Below are 17,832 nucleotides of genomic sequence, written 5' to 3' on the forward strand. Positions count from 1 at the left end.
CGCAACAACGCGGTCATATCATTGAAAAAGAGACGAGTCCAAGATTTCTTGGCTCGTCTCTTTGTTATGTTTATCTGATTCGCGCTCACTGGCTCACACTTATCTCGAAGCCGCCGGCGGCAACGGTTGTTCATGTTGCTGCCGCCCTGTCCATCCCGGCCGATCAAGTTCAATGAGACGGCGGTATCGCTCTTCCCCGGCCAGCAGTTGTTCGTGAGAACCCTGCATGGCAATCTGTCCATTTTCCATAAAAATAAGTTCGTCCATCTGTTCCGCACCAATCAGGTGATGGGTGACCCAGATCATCGTTTTTCCTTGCAAGCTGTCCAGAATGGTGCGCATCAGTTCACGTTCCGTCACGGGATCAAGCCCCACGGTTGGTTCATCGAATATCACAACAGGTGTCTCCCGGAGCAATACCCGGGCAAGTGCAATTCGTTGTCTTTCCCCACCGGAGAAACGCAGCCCCGTCTCCAGCATCGGCGTATCATAGCCCTGCGGCAAGGATTCGATCAGACCGGATAAACCGACTTGAGCGGCCACCTGACGAATCTCCTCATCCGTTGCATGTGGACGACCAATCCGTAAATTATTGGCTACCGTGGTATCGAACAGGTGTGGGCTCTGATTCAGCACTGCGATGACATCAGGCACACTCTCATCCAGCGTCTGCACAGGTGCATTATTGATCAGAATGTTCCCCGCAGACGGAAGCAAGGCACCCTGAATGAGCTTCAACAAGGTAGACTTGCCGCCACCGCTTCGCCCAAGGATAGCTAATCGTTTGCCTTGCGGCAAATGAAGGGAGATATCCTGCACAGCGTAAGGATCATCCGGTGCATAGCGGTAACTAACACGATTGATCTCGATGTCTGCTCTTAGTTTGGGCGGAATGCGCAGACGAATTCGTCTGTCCGAGTCGGCTGTTCCGCCAACATCACCCACTCCCGTCTGCCCCGGAAGATCCGATTTCCCTTCCAGCTGTTTCAAGCGGTCCAGTGATTCCCGGTACTGTGGAAGGTGCTCCACAGCATCCCCTACTGGCAGAAGTGATTCCGTAAGCGGAAATAATACCAGTACAAAAGCAGCAATCATCACAGCAGGCAATTGTCCGATAGAAGCGGCATTTCCGGCCCATAACGTCACGGATATGACCATCAGGCCAATGACACACTGGGCCATCAGATCACGCCAGCGTGTCCATCGCCGCAACTTGCGGCGAACCGTGTCGACCTGTTCTTCCGCCTCTTCCTGTTGCTGAACAAATTCAGCTGCTCGTCCACTTGCAAGCCAGTCTCCCAGTCCAAGCACACCGTCAGTCAGACGGGTATACAACCTGCTGTTTTCCTTTTTCAGCCGCACACGCCATTTCCACGTCACTTTCAGGGAAATCGCAGGTAGCGCAGCAACGAGAAATAACATATACAGGCCCATCCACAGCGCAAATCCCAGATCCACACTGCCAAAAGCAATCACAGCCCCGCCGTACATCACAAGCGCAGTAACAGCAGGAAAGACGGTACGAAGATAGATATCCTGCAGCCGCTCCACATCATCGGCGAGTGCTCCGAGCACATCTCCGGTCTGCATACGAGAATGCAGGAATAGCGCCTGCGGCTCCAGAATGCGATATAACTTCACCCGCTGATCGGCCAACACACGCAGTACCGCATCATGTCCTGCCAATCGTTCGATATATCGAAAGACAGCGCGGAATATCCCAAATGCACGTACACCAACAATAGGGACATATACCATCAGAATATTTTCAGGACGCAGCGCAGACTTGGAGATCAAAAATCCGGAGGTAAACAGCAGCAGTACCGCACACAGTGCAGCACAAGTGCCTAGCGCAATGACTGCGATGAATCTCCAGCGGTACTGTGCCACATACGGAGCAATCCAGCTATTTTTTTCTTTGCCGTTACGGACGGTCTCCATATGTTCATATCCGGACTTCATGTTATATCGCCTCCATCTGGGCCTGAATCATCTGATAATATACACCTTGCCTTGCTAGCAGTTCCTGATGTGTTCCTGTCTCTGCCACCGTGCCGCCATCCATAACAATAATCCGATCCATATGCGACATCCAGTGCAGACGATGGGTAGCCAAAAATACAAGTTTGCCTTCGAACAGCGGCAGCATCGTCTGTTTCAGTTCATACTCTGTTTCCACATCCAGATGTGCTGTCGGTTCATCGAGCAGCAGAATGTTTCGTTTGCTCAGCAGGGCTCTTGCCAATGCCACCCGTTGCTCCTGCCCACCACTGAGCTGTCTGCCGCCAGCCCCAATAGGCTCATGCAGCCCACCGGATAATGAGGACCGTAACTTGGTTAATCCGGCAGCGCTAACTGCTTTGGCCACCTCCGCATCCGAAGCCTCCGGCATGTAGAAACGAACGTTATCGGCCAGGCTTCCACTAAAGATATACGGATGCTGCGGGATCGCTGCCGTCTGTCTTCGCCAGGATTCGAGCATATCCGATGTAACCGGCTGTCCGTTAGCCAGTACTTGACCCGAAGTAGGTAACTGGAAACCAGCCAATACATCAATTAATGTGGACTTGCCTGCTCCGCTGGCGCCAATAATACCGATTTTGCCGAGACCTGTGATCTGAAATGTGACATCCTTTAGCGAATATGGACCTTCATCCTCATGCCGTACCTGTACATCCGTAAGTGCAAGTCTACTATTCTCATTCCAAGAGGATCTGGAGGAAAAGGAAGAATCCAACTCAGGAATAGCATCGGGATCAAGATCAGGGTGCACCGCAGCCATGTTGTCACTCAACACGACACGTATGGTCGAGATGCCGACTTTCCTTTTACCCGAAGTTAATGATGGTGTAGATCCTGCTTCGTCCTCTGCCGTAACCGCATGCGGAACAACATTAGCATAGACTTCCTTCTGTTTCTGTTCAGCGGCTCTACCCCGTTCGATCACCTGATTAATGGCCGCTCCGGCTTCCTTACCGTCCAATGTGGCGTGATAATCAGCGCCGAGCATACGTACAGGCAGGAAATATTCGGGTGCGAGAATCAGTACCGTCAGTGCAGGACCGAGCAACATATGTCCTTCCGTCAGACGTAATCCCAGACTAACCGCCACGGAAGCAACGGACAGCATGGTGAAGAAGTCGAGTGCAAATGAAGAAAGAAAAGCCATGCGAAGGGTGGACATCGTCGCCTTCCGATACCGCTGACTGACCCGCCGAATGGAGCCTTCATGTGTTTTGCTCTGTCCCAATGTTTTTAGCGTCTCCAGCCCACGTAAGGTATCGACAAAATGGTTAGCGAGCGCTTTGTAGGATCTGAATTGTCCGTCTATCTTACGCTGAGCTGCGAGGCCAATCAGAATCATGAACACGATCAGGATCGGGAGTGTCAGCATCAAAATAACCCCGGACATCATATCCAGCTTGAACACATACAGCAAAATGACGATGGGTGTGAATCCTATGCCCAGCATACGAGGAATGAACAGTTCGAGATACGTCTTGTATTGAGCGGTGCCCTCACGTGCCAGTGTAACCAGATGGCCTGTGCCCTCGGTCTTGGCATAACGCGGCCCAAGTCTGAACCACTGCTCCACCATCTGTCTGCGCAGATCAGTCCCTGTCCTCTCCGCATATCGTGATGTCACGAGTTGTAACCAGAAGGATAGAGCGTATCGGGCGGCAAAAGCAGCCAGGAACAGCAGCAGTACCGGGTACTGCTCCGTTACGGATGAACCTTCAAACAATGCCGTGATGGCTTGTGCCAACCATTTGGCTTGCATAATGATCGTCATCGCCTGTAGGAGTACCAGCGCTGATGCCAGCGAAAGTACTGGCCGGATGCCCGGCAGCTTCAGCAGCCCCCGTCCCATGTCAGTACTCCAGGTGGTGCTGCTCGTTCAGGCGTTTGCGGAAGATATAATAACTCCAGATCTGATACCCAAGAACAAATGGCAGCAGTGTACAAGCTACAATGGTCATGACTTTCAAGGAATACGCACCAGATGCCGCATTGTATACGGTCAGGTCATATGCCGCTCCAAAGGAACTCACCATCACTCTTGGGAACAGTCCGATAAATACCGAAGCAAAGGCAATCGCAATCACAGCACCTGTCATACCAAAAGCCCAACCTTCACGCTTCTGACGAATGAAGTATGCCGCAAGCGCAAGTGAAACTGCACCAAGTACAACCATGATCCACAGTGCCCAGCCACGAACGGCGAACACATCGGTCATGAAATACGTCAATATCGCATACACGGCAAGCAGTACAGCTAGCGGCAGCATCAATTTTTGCGCTGTATTCAAGGCACGCTCTCTGAGTTCCCCGACTGTTCGTAGGGAGGCAAACAGCAATCCATGAACCAGACACAGCAGGGTTACGCTCAAACCACCAATTACAGTGTACGGATTAACGATATCCAAGAATCCTGCGCGCAACTGCATCTCCCCATCAATGGGCAGACCCTTCATGAACGTGGCAAAGACTACGCCGAACAGGAAAGGCAGGAGCGCGCTGGATACCACAATGATGATATCCCATGTTTTGCGCCAACGCTGCTGTTTCATTTTACTGCGGAATTCGAAGGCAACCCCGCGACCAATCAAGGCGAGTAATACGACCACAAGCGGCAGGTAGAAGCCACTGAACATCGTGGCATACCAGTGCGGGAAGGCAGCAAACATGGCACCCCCTGCTGTAATCAGCCATACTTCGTTACCATCCCAGAAGGGACCAATCGAGTTGATCAGGGTCCGGCGTTCACGGTCCGTTTTGGCAATAATGCCTGTAGACATCCCCACTCCAAAATCAAAACCTTCCAAAAAGAAGAAACCGACAAACAATACGGCAATCAGCAAAAACCACAACTCACTTAGTGACAACGGAATAACCTCCATCCACGCCGAACGGATCGGCCGATTCATCGTGATCTTCCGGCTTCTCGACCGCAAACGGTCCTGCCTTGATCTCACGTACGAACAGGTATACCATCACGATACCGAGAACCGTATACGCAGCGGTAAAAGCAATGGTAGAGAACAGGATCATTCCTGCGGATACGTTCGGTGAGACACCGGCTTCGGTCGTCATATAGCCAAACACCGTCCACGGTTGCCTGCCAACCTCGGTCATGATCCAACCAGATGTATTAGCGATAAATGGCAGAGAAATAGCAATTACCATCAGACGCATGAACCACTTTCCTGCAATCTCCAGCTTCTTGCGCATGGCCAGAAACGTACCATATAGGGATAACAAAATCATTAAGCCACCTGCTGCGATCATAATGCGGAAACTCCAGAACGTTGTTCGTACCGGCGGGATGTAATTCCCCGGTCCATACGTCTGCTCATACTCGGCTTGAAGCTCCTTCATGCCTGTGACACTGCCGGAGAACTTGCTGTAGGACAGGTAACTGAGCAATCCAGGGATTTTGATCTCACCGGTATTCTCCTGTTTGTCTGGATCGATAAAAGCAACTACCGTCCATGGTGCCGGATCTTCCGTTGTCGTCCATGTGCCTTCACTGGCTGCCATCTTCATCGGCTGTGTCTCCACCAGATATTGCGCCTGGAAATGCCCGGAGAACGCTACACCCAATGAAGAAACGAGTCCAATGATGATCGCAATATTAAACGATTTGCGGAAGATCTCTACATCCTGCTTCTTCATCAATTTGTAAGCACTGATCCCGGTGACAACGAAGGCCCCTGTCATCAATGCCCCAAAGATGGTATGCGGGAACTCAACGAGAAGCTGACCATTCGTGATCAGTGCCAGGAAATCATTCATCTCGGCTCGGCCGTTGTTGATCTCAAACCCGACGGGATGCTGCATAAATGAATTGGCTGCCAGAATCCACAGCGCGGACAGGAATGTGCCGACAAACACCAGCCAGATGCAGGCCAGATGCACTTTTTTGGACAAACGATCCCATCCGAATATCCACAGCCCAATAAATGTAGACTCCATGAAAAACGCGAGTAACGCTTCAACAGCCAGTGGCGCACCAAACACGTCCCCCACGAACCGGGAGTACTCGGACCAGTTCATGCCGAACTGGAATTCTTGCAGAATACCTGTGACAACCCCGACGGCAAAGTTAATCAGGAACAGCTTGCCCCAGAACTTGGCCATCGTTTTGTAGATTTCCTTCCCCTTAACAACGTACAACGTCTCCATGATTGCAACCAACAGCACAAGACCGATGGATAGCGGGACAAAGAAGAAATGGAAAATCGTTGTAAGTGCATATTGGATACGCGATAACATAATCGGATCCATACCGTTACCCCTTCTTTCTGTTCACTTCGCAGTATGCGTATTTGGCATTGAAGCTGCACCTTCGCTGTCTGTCCGCCAAATACGTTGATGAACGTATTGTGCCAGATTCCCTATTTTATACATGTGAGAATTATCACAATCTCCGTGTTTAGAGCAAAAAAAAGTGATCCTGGTCACACAAAAGATAAAAATCAGCCTTTTGTAGTGCGAATTCAAATATCTTTTTTACAGTATCCAGAAGGTGTAATGACGCCGAAATTAGAGGATTGGTGCTTAGGGAAGCTCTATAATGGCTTGCCTACTTCATCTATTCATGGAAGATACTCATGTTTGGGACGGAATGCCCATATGTTAGTCTCAGGCATATCATGCGAAGTGCCGTGAGGGCTTTACATATGAAGTGGAAGCATGAAGCACATGCATAGTGAAGGACGCTCCTTATTACAGTCAAGGTGAGGTGAACGATTCATGGAAAAACCTGCGCCGTTACCAAGTGAAGACTCCGAAGCCAGTCCGGATAAGACCCGTGCAGCTGTCGCAGAACAGCCCCCTGTCCGATATGTTCTCTTCCCTCGCAAAGGAGGATGGTCATCCTTTCCCTATCCCGATATTGCTGCACTGCTGTCGATTGAGGGTGAGGTCTACTATGTCAGCAGTCTGACGCAAACAGAGGATGTACCTGCGGTGATCACTGTAATCTCCTTACCTGAAGCCGAGCAGCTATTGATGGAGCCACGTACTGTGGCAGTGGTTACTCATCCCTACTGGCTCATGGCTGCAGCTTCGCTGGAACCAGAGCTATGTATTGTCCTGCTCCCTGAGCCTGTCGGAGACGAAGCCTCTTCTCCCCTGTGGGAAAGCAGTATTTCCAAACTGGTGGGTATCGCTGATCTGGTAGGTACATCCTCCGAAACACGATATATGAAGCTATTATTCCAAGGCGTACGCGCCATCTGGCTGGGAGGCGAAGATCCTTCACAAGCGGGTACGGTGCAAAAGGATAATCTCGAAGTCCCTCTCCGGGACTACGAACTGTTCTTCCTGCATGCGCTGCGGCAGATCCTGTCAGGCACTCCGGATAGCGTTACCCTGCTTCAATGCAGTGTACGTGCTGATTTCTATCGCCAGCTTCGAGCCAAAGCAGGGGCGCATGAGACCATATCCTTTTTGCTCGCAGCCTATGAGTACTTGCTTGAAGATTCTCGGGCCATCCAATCATTACAAGAGGCATTCACCCAAGCGGTCCTGAATGGTCGAAGTGATTGTGTGATCTCCCACTATCGCTTCCTGTCTGCCATCCATGCCCGGGCCGGACAATTGGAGGACGCCCTGCTGGTGTACGGGATTAGTGCATCCGACGAACAGGAACGACATCATTATGAACAGTTATGTCGCTGGTTGGAGGCAGGAGAAGATCAACTTGTACGAGCGGAATTACTACGTATGAACGATGATTATGGAACCGCGCTGCGCACCCTGGACGAACTTGGCGGAGAAACCGCGAGACATTGGAAATTCCGCATTTATCAGGAGACAGGTCGCGTGGAAGAGGCACTGGCGCTGGTTCATGCAGTCGATATTCAGGATGATGCCAGTCGCCGGGATTATCAGCAATTATCCGGAAGTGTGCTGGCCCTGCGAGGCGACAGACACGGGGCAGTCAGACATTTTCTCGAAACGGCACTGGAGGATGAAGATGCGCTCGCCCGGATTGTCGAGCTGGAGTTGTTGGATCATGCCGTACAGCAATTGCTTGGGGAGGTGCCATGATGCTGGACCCGAAGAAACGCAGGCAACAGTTGAATGGGCCGATGGTGCACAGGGATATCCGAACCGAAACCACTTACACGCCAACGGTAACAGTGGATCTGACACATACAGACGCATCGGGAGAAGGCGATCAGCCGCCGAATCATGCACATCCAGCGCAGAACATCCGAAGCCAGGTGCATCACTGGGGCGGTGAACAAGGTCAGGGTGAACAGGATGCTGCTGTATCACAAGAGGAAACGAGTGCATTCAAAGAGCCCTTCTCCATCCGTCGAGTTCGTAAAAGCAAAGGCAACAAGCTGACCGCCATGCTCCAGGTTCGCAATGAACGCGGCCGATACCTTGAAGAAGTATTGCATGATCTGAGTGAGTTCGTGGATGAGATCGTGATTGTAGACGATGCCAGCACAGACGGAACCCCGGAGCTATGCAAAGCCTATCCGAAGGTGGTCCGCCTGGAGGTATTGGAGAAACCGCTGTTCGCCGAGGAATGGCGACTTCGCAACACCTTATGGCAAGCGGCGGCGGGAACACGTCCCGACTGGTTGCTATCGGTTGATGCGGATGAGCTGTACAGCACAGAGGCCAAGAAAGCCATACGCACACTGATTAATCAGGAATATGCAGACTGGTTTGCCTTCCGTTTCTATGATATGTGGGGTGGCCGAACCCATTATCGGGAAGATGATCTCTGGTGTCTGCACAAGCGGCATACCGCTTCACTTGTACGTTATATGCCTGGATATCCTTATTTTTATCCACAACAGAATCATCATGTTCCCCGTCTTCCCTTGTCCTGCACCGTATTGCCCGGAGTCAGCACGGAATTGAAGGTTCAACATCTCGGCTGGGCAGGCAGTCTGGAGGACCGGGTGCGTAAATATTTGCGTTACAAGCGTATTGATCCCAGCGGTGAGTGGGGCAATCTTGCACATTACGAGTCGATTCTCGATCCAGAACCTCGGCTGATTCCCTGGAAGGAGGGACCGTGAGATGGGCGTGGTGAGTATTCTGACGCATAGCTTCACCGACGGGTATAACCGGGAATTTGGTCGGGTATTCGGTGGTGGGCTGGAGCGTTATATCCTGGATCTGTGCAGTGTCATCCGCGGACTCGGACATATTCCTGAGGTTCATCAACTGTCCTATTTTGAAGCATTCCAGACTCGGACGGAGCAGATTGACGTATTCGGTTATTCGTACGACATGGATAATGTACCGGAAGCCTTTGATCGAATGGCAGCCGCGGCACGCGGCCCAGTGATCTATGCAAGCTGTCTGTGGCAGCCCATCACCTACAAACCGGGCAGTCTTGGCATCTGTCACGGCATTAACTGGGATCGTCCCGGACTGCCACTGGAGACCAAGCAACAAGTGGCAGAACATATTCAGCTCGCTCTAGATGGACTCGTGCGCATTGTATCCGTGGATTCCCATTTCCAGACCTTCTGCCGGGCTGCATGTACCTATACCGATCCAAGGCAGGTCGTCCTGATTCCCAATGCTGTGGATACGTCCTATTTCACACCTGCCCCGCCAACACGAACCTTCGAGCAGGAACAGGAAGACGAATGGCTTGCCGCATGGAAGACCGATCTGGCGAGTCATGAGGAGAATGCCGGTGCAGTTATATCCGGGATGAAAGCTGTGGAAAGCAAGGTTGGACCGAGTGGTGATGGAGCATACAGTGGGAAGGCTAACGGAGATGGAGGTGGGGATACAGATAGCGATCAAGAACGAGATGAGAAGGGAGCGGTAGGTCACCATTTGGAGTTATCAAAGCTGGAAAAAGCCGAGGTAGTCGGCGGATCGTCTACGGTTGCTCGTCACCACCTGAATTCAACGGATTGGGCTACCGATATTGTAATATCAGCAGATGCTGATTATCAGGTTAATGTTCCGATTCAGGAACAGGTTGAACAGAAAACTATGGATATCCGCTTGACCCCTCCCCGCCCAATTCGCATTATATATCCGCGTCGCATCAGCATGGAACGGGGCATTATTCCCATGATGCTGGCAGCAGATAAGCTGCTGGGGGCTTTTCCGGATCTGGAGATTGAATTTGCCGGGGAACTGGTTGAAGGCAGTACGGTCGGGAGAGCCTTTCGTTATTGGCATCGTACTCATCCACATGCGGAGCGGATTACCCAGCGTACGTATGATTTCCGGGACATTCGGGAGGCCTACCATCAGGCAGATATCGCCGTAATTCCAACCGTGTTCTCGGAAGGTACCTCCTATGCCTGTCTGGAAGCGATGAGCTGTGGACTTCCGGTGATTGCCTCCAATGTCGGCGGATTGAATGATCTGATTCAGGATGGTTTTAACGGGCTTTTGGTACCTCCTGGCGAGCAGGAATTAACCGCCGCCCTGGTACGTCTCGTACAGGATCGGGCCGAGCGGGAACGACTGGGAATCTATGCGCGCGAGACCGCACTGTCTTATGATCTTGCCAAGTGGCGGAGCCGGTGGAGCACGGTGTTGGAATCTTTTTTGGCAGAGACAGGATTAAAGGAGGGAATTCGGGGATGATGGATACGCCCAAGGCAACGGAATTCATGGAATCAAGATACATTAGGCAAAGTGACCCTAAAACGGACACATTGGTCTTCCCCCTGCATCCGGCATGGTGGAGCCGTCCCTACGAATATGAATGGGCCCGGCGGTTTGCACGTCCAGACGATGTGGTCCTTGATGCAGCCTGCGGCATCTCCCATCCGTTCAAATTCTGGCTTGCCGAACACTGCCGCGAGGTTCACGCCTGTGATTGGGATGAACGCATTTTGTCTGAAGAGGCGATACGACTGGATATCGCTTCTGATTTTGGCGAGCTGGCCGCTCAGGATCTGCCGGAATCCACGCTCGTCCGATTGCACCGTGCAAAGGCCAATCTGGCCCAGCTTCCATACGAGTCGGGTAAATTTGATCGGGTGTTCTGTATCTCTGTCCTGGAGCATCTGGATACGGGCACAATGCTGCGAGCGTTTCGTGAGTTCGCCCGCGTGCTGAAGCCAAACGGACAGCTGATCGCTACCTTCGATGTACCCGAGATGCGCCCTGATCTGCTGGAGACAATCATGGCCGTTACCGGACTAAACATTAAGGATAAGCTGAATGTGGAAGAGCCGGACGATGCGATCTGGTCTGACATGTACGGCGCGCCGATTCGCTGTTTTCGAGCGGTGATATGCAAAGGTTAAGGCACCGATCTATTGGCAACGGAACCATGCACGGTTCGGGGAATGCTCCGAAGACCGGTAGCTCCGTTGCTTTTGCACTTTCAATCGGAGATGGATTGAGAAAAAGATCGGGGTTACAGATTGGGGGGTGGGACTGGGATTTAGGGACTATGGATTAGAAATTAAAATTAGAAGTTAGATGCTTAGATGTTAGATAACAGATAAAAGATAACGATAAAGATAAGTGATAAGTGATAAGTGATAAGTGATAAGTGAAATTATAGGTGTACCAGTAAAATGTTGCACTGGTTGGTATACGCATCGGCAGAGGCTGCGCCGGGTGCTGTCAGGCGCAGCAGGATGTGCAGGCCCGGCGGAATGGTCGTCGCCGGGCGACCTGTGGCGGCAGATTGCCGCGCAGTGAGTTGGGCCGATTCGGCCCATTCACGTGCCAGGTTCTGCCGCCCGGCGAGCAGCGCGAGCGTGCCCGCAAGGAGTGCGTGAGCGACGCGCTCCGGGGTGGGCACCGCGTCCGTGCGGGGCTGCTGCGCGCCGTCAGGCGTGCCGCATAGCGCAAGCAGCCCTTCGCGGACGCCCGCGGGTGCGCGCAGCAACCCGCAGCGTGCCGCAGGCGGAAGCGCTGCGAGCAACGCCAGCGCGCCGCGGGGCGGCAGGGCTTGCAGCAGGCGCAGCCATGCGGCCCAGGCGCCCACGCCGGCGAGCGCTTGCGCCGCTGCGAGCACGCAAGCCGCAGGCGCGGCAGAGCCGCCGGGCGTTGCATCGCCGGGCGGGCTAGACGCCATGCCGCTGCTGCGAGCCATGGCCCCGCGCTGCAGCAGCGCCTCGGCGGTGTCGGCCGCAGCGGGCAGCCCAGCCTGCTGGCGAGCTGCCGCTCGGGCGTTGCGCCTGCCGGGCTGCTTGTGGCCTAGCGCCCACAGCGCCAGGGCCGCCTCTGGCCCGTGCTGCGCATGCACCGCCCAGGGCTGCAAAGCCGCCCGAGCGGCAGCGTCCTCGCCCAGCTGGGCGAGCGCAAGCCCGGCGGCCAGCGGCTGTGCCCGCAGCGGGCCCGCAAGCGCCGCCGCATGGCGCAGCAGCCACTCCGGCCGATGCGCAGCCAGCGCGGCCGCGATCAGTGCTTGCCATGCCGCAGGCGGCAAGCTTACCCGGGCGGCTACGCCTGCGATTGCGTGTGGCCGCCCAGTGGCAGCGGCCAGCAACAACAGCCGCTGCCATGCAGGCAAGCTGCCGGGTTGCACGTCCAGCGCCGCCGTGTATGCCGCTTCTGCCTCTGCCCAGCGGCCAGCCCGCTCATGTGCCATTCCTTCCAGCGTCAGGCTTCGGTAGGTTCCAGCACCAGAGACGGATGTATATCTGCTGGCTGTGGAAGCAGCCAATTTAGCCTGTTTTAACCAGTCCAGGGCCACGTCCTCTCTTCCTTGATCCAGTTCAAGTACAGCACCAAGTTCCAACAAATCCGGAAAATCCTCATACACCGGCGCCCACGCTTCCACCACAGCAAGCGCGCGTTCCGGGCTGCCAATCTCTCGCCAGGCGTAAGCCGTTTTCAGCACCAGATCCGAGTGATATCCACAATCCGGCATAAGCTGCGCTAATAAGGGCTGTAACAACCGGAGTGCTTCATCATACTTCGCTTGCTGAAACCATTCGGCAGCCAGAGCATATAACAACTCCGGTTGATTTCCCTCCTGATTCAACGCGGAACGGATCAACTGCATGTTGCGTACACCTTTATTTTTGGCATTAATCACCTGCTCCAGATATCCGTAATGCATGACCTCAAGTCCAGAATGAAGTACGCCTTGCGGAGCGAGTGCCATGATCGAAGAAGCAATCTCTTCGTGAATTCTGCCCTGAAAAGCAATTCGGGAATCATTACGGAACAATCGACATACCGCATCCGTCACGCGCTCTTCACCGGACACACCCAGCAGACTCGTGACCTGTATCCAATATCCCCATACGTCGTCTCTGCTTGCTGCTAACAACTGCACGAGTTCTGCCTTCATCTGCTTGGTCTGTACCCATACCTCATCTGCATCAAGCACCAGAATCCACGGTTTCGTAGCTGCGGCCAGCGACAGATTACGGGCTTTACTGAAGTCACCCTTCCATTCCGAGTGGATGACAACGGCACCATGGAGACGTGCAATTTCAGGTGTATCATCTACCGAGCCTGTGTCCACAACGATGATCTCATCCACAACATCCCTGACTGTATTCAAGCACCGCTGGAGTGACCTCGCTTCATCCTTCACGATCATGCACAAGCTAATCTCCGACCCCACATTCTCCACCATCCCTCACCTACCTGATCCCTCTCAGCTCTCAAACCCGTCCGCTCCCGGTAACTCCAGCCGAATATGCTGAACGACAGGCCAACAACGATGCCGCTGTCCATCTACAGGCTGTGCGAATACGTCCAGATGATGATCCGCAGCACTGACCAATCCTTTCACCAGCCAACTGGTTCCCATCAGCGTATCCAAAGATCCAGGGAATGGCCCCTTTTCTTCCCCTTTGCCCCTACCCATCTCCTTCTCGCTCCTCTTCCTTTCCTCTTTCTCCTTCTCTCCTACACGAGCGCTCTCTTCTGACGATACCCCTTCTACGGACAATTGCTGTTGGCACATCTGAATCAGGCTATGCAGCTCTTTCCATCGTCCTGACTGTACACACCCTTCCATCATCAGTCCAAAAGCCTGCCATCCATCGTACTCTGCTCCTGCAACTGTTCCGTCCATGCTGGAGTCCATGCCCTTCTTCGTTGTCGCTCTCAGACCCAAGGTTCGCCCTGTCTGTACAGCAATTTCTTCATTGTTAGTTACTGCTTCACCCATCTGCGAACTACGCTTCAACCATAACGTTAATGGATCATCTCCGCTAACTTCCTTCCCCTCGATCCACTCCAAACGTTCGAGCCATCGGGCAGATGAGGCGGCGAGCAACCCTTTTTTGCGCCTCACAGGTTCCAGTTTCAGACGCGCCTTGTTCCATCTGCCTTGCTGGATTTGGAGCATCGCCTCCGCTACGGATAAACGCTCCCTCATCGCTCCGTTGGGTTGTGACGACACACCAGGTAATAATTGCAGGGCCGCATCATAACAACGGGATTGCTCCAGAATGCCCAATACTTTGTGTATAGCCTCTTCTGAACTGAGTGCAAAACGTTCCCTCACTAGCTCTGGAATCTGATGTTGCTGACCAGAAACTCGCATAATACGGAATATCCGATAGAGTGGCGGCAGCAGACTGGATTTGGCGCGCACCGCTTCCACGTAAGCATCCACTGCACCCTCCAGATCGGCCCTTCCTTCCAGTAATCGCCCTAACGTATACCACGTCTGATAGGTTCCGATGCCTTCTTCCGTATGGTATATGGGCGGAGGCGGACCCATGCGAATAGCTTCACGTAGCGCATACTCTGCCCGATCTGTATCCCCCAATGCGTCTGCACATACCCCGCGATGGTGCATGAGATCCGTGTACTCTGGGAAGAGTTCAAGCGCAGCACCAATGCGATCCAAGGCCTCCTGCCAGCGATTCAGATGCTGAAGACAACGAACTTCATATTTGAACAGCAGATGCGCGTAACTGGTCACCGCAGGATCAATCCCCATCCGAGCTACACCAAACGTCTCCAATGCCCGCTCCGCTTCCCCTACACGCAGATACTCGACCCCCAGATTATAGTGATGGAACGGCTGATCCGGTTCTTCTTCCACTGCCTGTTCCAGCAGGCGAACATTGCGGTTCACCTTATCTTTGCGCTCCACAATTGCCGTCTGATACCCATAATGATGGATGATCATGTCCGTTACATGAAATGCAGCTTCAGGGTTAACCCGACAGATCGCCGCCGCAATCTGCTCATGAATTCGACCTTCAAACCGATGACCCGGAGCATTGCGGAAGAGACGCAGCACCGGATTCACAGTAGCCCCCTGCTGACCTGTACCTGTATAGTTATGAATGTTTAAAAACAATCCGTCACATCCGCTGACCGCCGTCCAGCTTCTGATCTGCTCCCGCGCAGCTCTATCGAGCGTCTCGTCCGCATCAAGGAAAAGAATCCAGTCGCCGGAAGCCTGCTCCAGGCCAGCATTCCGTGCTGCGGCAAAGTCATCGCACCACTCAAAGGGCACCACCATCGCGCCATACTGACGCGCAATCTCTGCGCTACGATCCGACGAACCGGTGTCCACTACGATCACTTCATCCACCGCTCCTTGGACACTGGCAAGACAATGAGGCAGTAACTCTTCCTCATCCTTCACGATCATGCATAAGGAAATTCGTTCCGCTCGCAAGCTGATTCCTCCTTTCCTTCGCATGGAAAATCGTACGCCAGGGAATGCCCTCGGCCGTACGTAATCTTTGTTCCAACGCAGTATGCTGTGCAATGAGCATCTCGGCAGACGGGGAACGAACCAACTCCTGTCGAATCGCCTTCAAGGCCAATCGCATGTAACATACAGCGGCTCCAGCCCGCGCTTGTCGGTGAGCAGGTTCCCGCTCCAGTGCCTGTTCGAACAGAGACAACGCCTGTTCATCGTATCCTTTGGCATACAGCGTTTCACCCAGCCAGAATAATCCTTCGGCATCGAGTTCATTCTCGGTCATACACTGAATCAGGATGTTCGCGGCTGCTATGGTATAGCCCTGACGATATAACAGACTTGAAAACTCCCTCCGTAAAGTTACGGCAGTTCCCCAATACTCCCTCACCATCATTGCCCGCAGCTTATGCAGTTGCTCGGCAAGTGTAAGCTGTCCCGTATATAACGCCCGCTCTACAACCTTCTCTGTGATTATCTCTGCCTGCGAACCCCATTGCATAAGCTTCTGTTCTTGTGGCACTGGTACAACGCTTCGCGGCTCTTTGGACAGCTGAGTTAATACTCGATCCATGACCTTCCAAATGTTTTTTTCCTGTGGATGCGAGGTTGCGAGGAATGTATCGCTTAATCGTAATCCATTAGCCCAACAAGCCAGTGCCCAATCCATTCTGTGCTCAGCCGGCATGTTGAATTCACTCACACATTCCGTGCCCCAGTGCTCTTCCGCCAATTGCAGTGCTTCGGATATCTTATTCGCACACAACATCCAATGTATACGTTCCGCTATATGGATACGAGCAGTACGCGCATCTGTATCCAGCATTTTCAATGCCTGCTCATATGCTCCGCAGCCTGCCAGAACATAAATCACGTGCACCAGATGATCCTCATGCATCACTGCATATGAATGAGGCATTTCACCACCAATCGATTTGCCTTGACTCGGCTCCTCAATTCCCATGCATCTGGCGAGTAATGTTTCTGTTATGCTCTCATCTGTTTCTCCGGATTGCTGCAATACATCTGCCAACCCAGCCCACGCCGGGGCATATGCAAACATGCTGTCCAATGCCAATTCATACAGATGTGCAGACTCCTTTAGAAATCCTCGTTTCTGTGCAAGTCTTGCCATCGCGGAATAAGCTCTGTAGCTGTCGGAACCTGCTTCCGTTACATATGGCGAGTCTAATGCGCCGCCTCCATTACTCTGTTCATTACCTTGCAGTCCCTCCCGACATTCGGTTGCTCGGACGTAGGATTGGTATGCACGTTCCTCCAAACCTTGGTGCTCCAACGTCTCCCCATACAACAGGTGCAGATCGGCATAGGCTGGATAACGCTGTCTTTCCACAGCCAGAATTGCATGTGCCTCGTCATAACGTTCCGTTCCTACAAGGGTCTTAGCATAATCTTTAACCAGTGTAGGGCGATATGGCGCAAGCAGCTCTGTGAGACGTAATGATTCACGGAACGCTTCAATTGCCTGTTCGATCTGACCAAGCTGGCAATACGTTACTCCCAGATTGTACAGGTGAAAAGGCTGTGCAGGCTCATCTGCGAGTTCCCGTTCAATCAGCTTTAAATTACGTCTTGGTTTATGTTCCTTCGCAATTGTGGAGGCCAGGTATCCATCATGAATCAGACATAACGGCGCAAGTGGTTCCGACTCCATCAATAAATGTTCTTCATCCTGTGTAGCGATCTTGCTGTCATTCATATCAGCGGCCCCATCCTGGCCAAATCTGCATGAGCTACTGCGTACCAACTGCTCATGGACGCGTCCCACATATTGATATCCCTGATGAGCACGGAATAGTCTCACTGGTTGGCAGATTACCCGCTCTTCCGCCCCATCACCGTATCGATTCTCTATGGTAATTCGTAATCTTGAAATGCTTCTATGGACTTTGGGCAAATATTTCAGCAGTTCTTCCAATCCCTGGCTGACGTACTCATCGGCATCCAGACACAGGACCCATTCTGTACCTGCCAGAGGCAGACTGATATTTCGTGCTTGGGCAAAGTCATCTTGCCATTCGGCGTGCAACACCGTTGCTCCGTACGTTTTGCCGATCTCGGGTGTGCGATCAGAGGAACCCGTATCCGTGATAAAACATTCCATGCCGAAAGGCTTCAAACTGTCGAGACAGCGGGGCAGGTGATGTTCTTCATTTTGAACAATCATATGGATTCCAAGCAAACGGTTCTTCAAATGCGACCACCTCCAATACAAA

11 protein-coding genes are annotated in these 17,832 nt (G+C 52.8%); 4 read left to right on the forward strand and 7 right to left on the reverse strand.

Features of this window, described 5'->3' with window-relative positions; translation table 11 throughout:
- Nucleotides 1-99 precede the first annotated feature (99 nt).
- The 4 genes from cydC to MKX40_RS28965 are packed head-to-tail and all read right to left on the reverse strand — an operon-like array spanning nt 100 to nt 6,288.
- Entirely contained in the window at nt 100-1,962 is a 1,863-nt protein-coding gene (gene cydC / locus MKX40_RS28950; RefSeq protein WP_339238532.1) for a thiol reductant ABC exporter subunit CydC, read from the reverse strand.
- Nucleotide 1,963: 1 nt separating this feature from the next.
- Nucleotides 1,964-3,871, reverse strand: coding sequence for a thiol reductant ABC exporter subunit CydD (gene cydD, locus MKX40_RS28955; RefSeq protein ID WP_339238534.1), 1,908 nt, complete (start codon nt 3,869-3,871; stop codon nt 1,964-1,966).
- Nucleotide 3,872: 1 nt separating this feature from the next.
- Entirely contained in the window at nt 3,873-4,928 is a 1,056-nt protein-coding gene (cydB, locus tag MKX40_RS28960) for a cytochrome d ubiquinol oxidase subunit II (protein WP_339238536.1), read from the reverse strand.
- Nucleotides 4,873-6,288, reverse strand: a complete 1,416-nt coding sequence (locus tag MKX40_RS28965) for a cytochrome ubiquinol oxidase subunit I (RefSeq protein ID WP_339238538.1) — start codon at nt 6,286-6,288, stop codon at nt 4,873-4,875. Before MKX40_RS28965 ends, cydB begins: the two co-directional genes overlap by 56 nt.
- Before the next feature lie 468 nt (nt 6,289-6,756).
- Between MKX40_RS28965 and MKX40_RS28970 the strand changes: the two genes are divergently transcribed.
- From MKX40_RS28970 to MKX40_RS28985, 4 genes are read left to right on the forward strand one after another with little or no spacing between them, the layout of a single operon-like run.
- Nucleotides 6,757-8,058, forward strand: a complete 1,302-nt coding sequence (locus MKX40_RS28970; protein ID WP_339238540.1) for a hypothetical protein — start codon at nt 6,757-6,759, stop codon at nt 8,056-8,058.
- Nucleotides 8,055-9,050, forward strand: a complete 996-nt coding sequence (locus MKX40_RS28975) for a glycosyltransferase family 2 protein (protein ID WP_339238542.1) — start codon at nt 8,055-8,057, stop codon at nt 9,048-9,050. Before MKX40_RS28970 ends, MKX40_RS28975 begins: the two co-directional genes overlap by 4 nt.
- 1 nt (nt 9,051) lies before the next feature.
- Nucleotides 9,052-10,593 (forward strand): glycosyltransferase, encoded by a 1,542-nt coding sequence (locus MKX40_RS28980; protein WP_339238544.1) that lies wholly within the window; start codon nt 9,052-9,054, stop codon nt 10,591-10,593.
- Complete coding sequence (locus MKX40_RS28985) at nt 10,590-11,261, forward strand: class I SAM-dependent methyltransferase (protein ID WP_339238546.1); 672 nt, start codon at nt 10,590-10,592, stop codon at nt 11,259-11,261. Before MKX40_RS28980 ends, MKX40_RS28985 begins: the two co-directional genes overlap by 4 nt.
- Before the next feature lie 257 nt (nt 11,262-11,518).
- On the opposite strand, the gene MKX40_RS28990 is transcribed toward MKX40_RS28985, so the two are convergent.
- The 3 genes from MKX40_RS28990 to MKX40_RS29000 are packed head-to-tail and all read right to left on the reverse strand — an operon-like array spanning nt 11,519 to nt 17,810.
- Nucleotides 11,519-13,522, reverse strand: coding sequence for a glycosyltransferase family 2 protein (locus tag MKX40_RS28990; RefSeq protein WP_339238548.1), 2,004 nt, complete (start codon nt 13,520-13,522; stop codon nt 11,519-11,521).
- 57 nt (nt 13,523-13,579) lie between these two features.
- Nucleotides 13,580-15,568: a glycosyltransferase gene (locus tag MKX40_RS28995; protein ID WP_339238550.1), complete on the reverse strand. Its 1,989-nt coding sequence runs from the start codon at nt 15,566-15,568 to the stop codon at nt 13,580-13,582.
- The gene (locus MKX40_RS29000; protein ID WP_339238552.1) at nt 15,525-17,810 is read right to left on the reverse strand and encodes a glycosyltransferase; all 2,286 of its coding nucleotides are present in this window, start codon (nt 17,808-17,810) and stop codon (nt 15,525-15,527) included. Before MKX40_RS29000 ends, MKX40_RS28995 begins: the two co-directional genes overlap by 44 nt.
- Nucleotides 17,811-17,832: the final 22 nt, after the last annotated feature.

The organism is Paenibacillus sp. FSL R5-0517 (genome assembly GCF_037974355.1).
Classification (GTDB): domain Bacteria; phylum Bacillota; class Bacilli; order Paenibacillales; family Paenibacillaceae; genus Paenibacillus.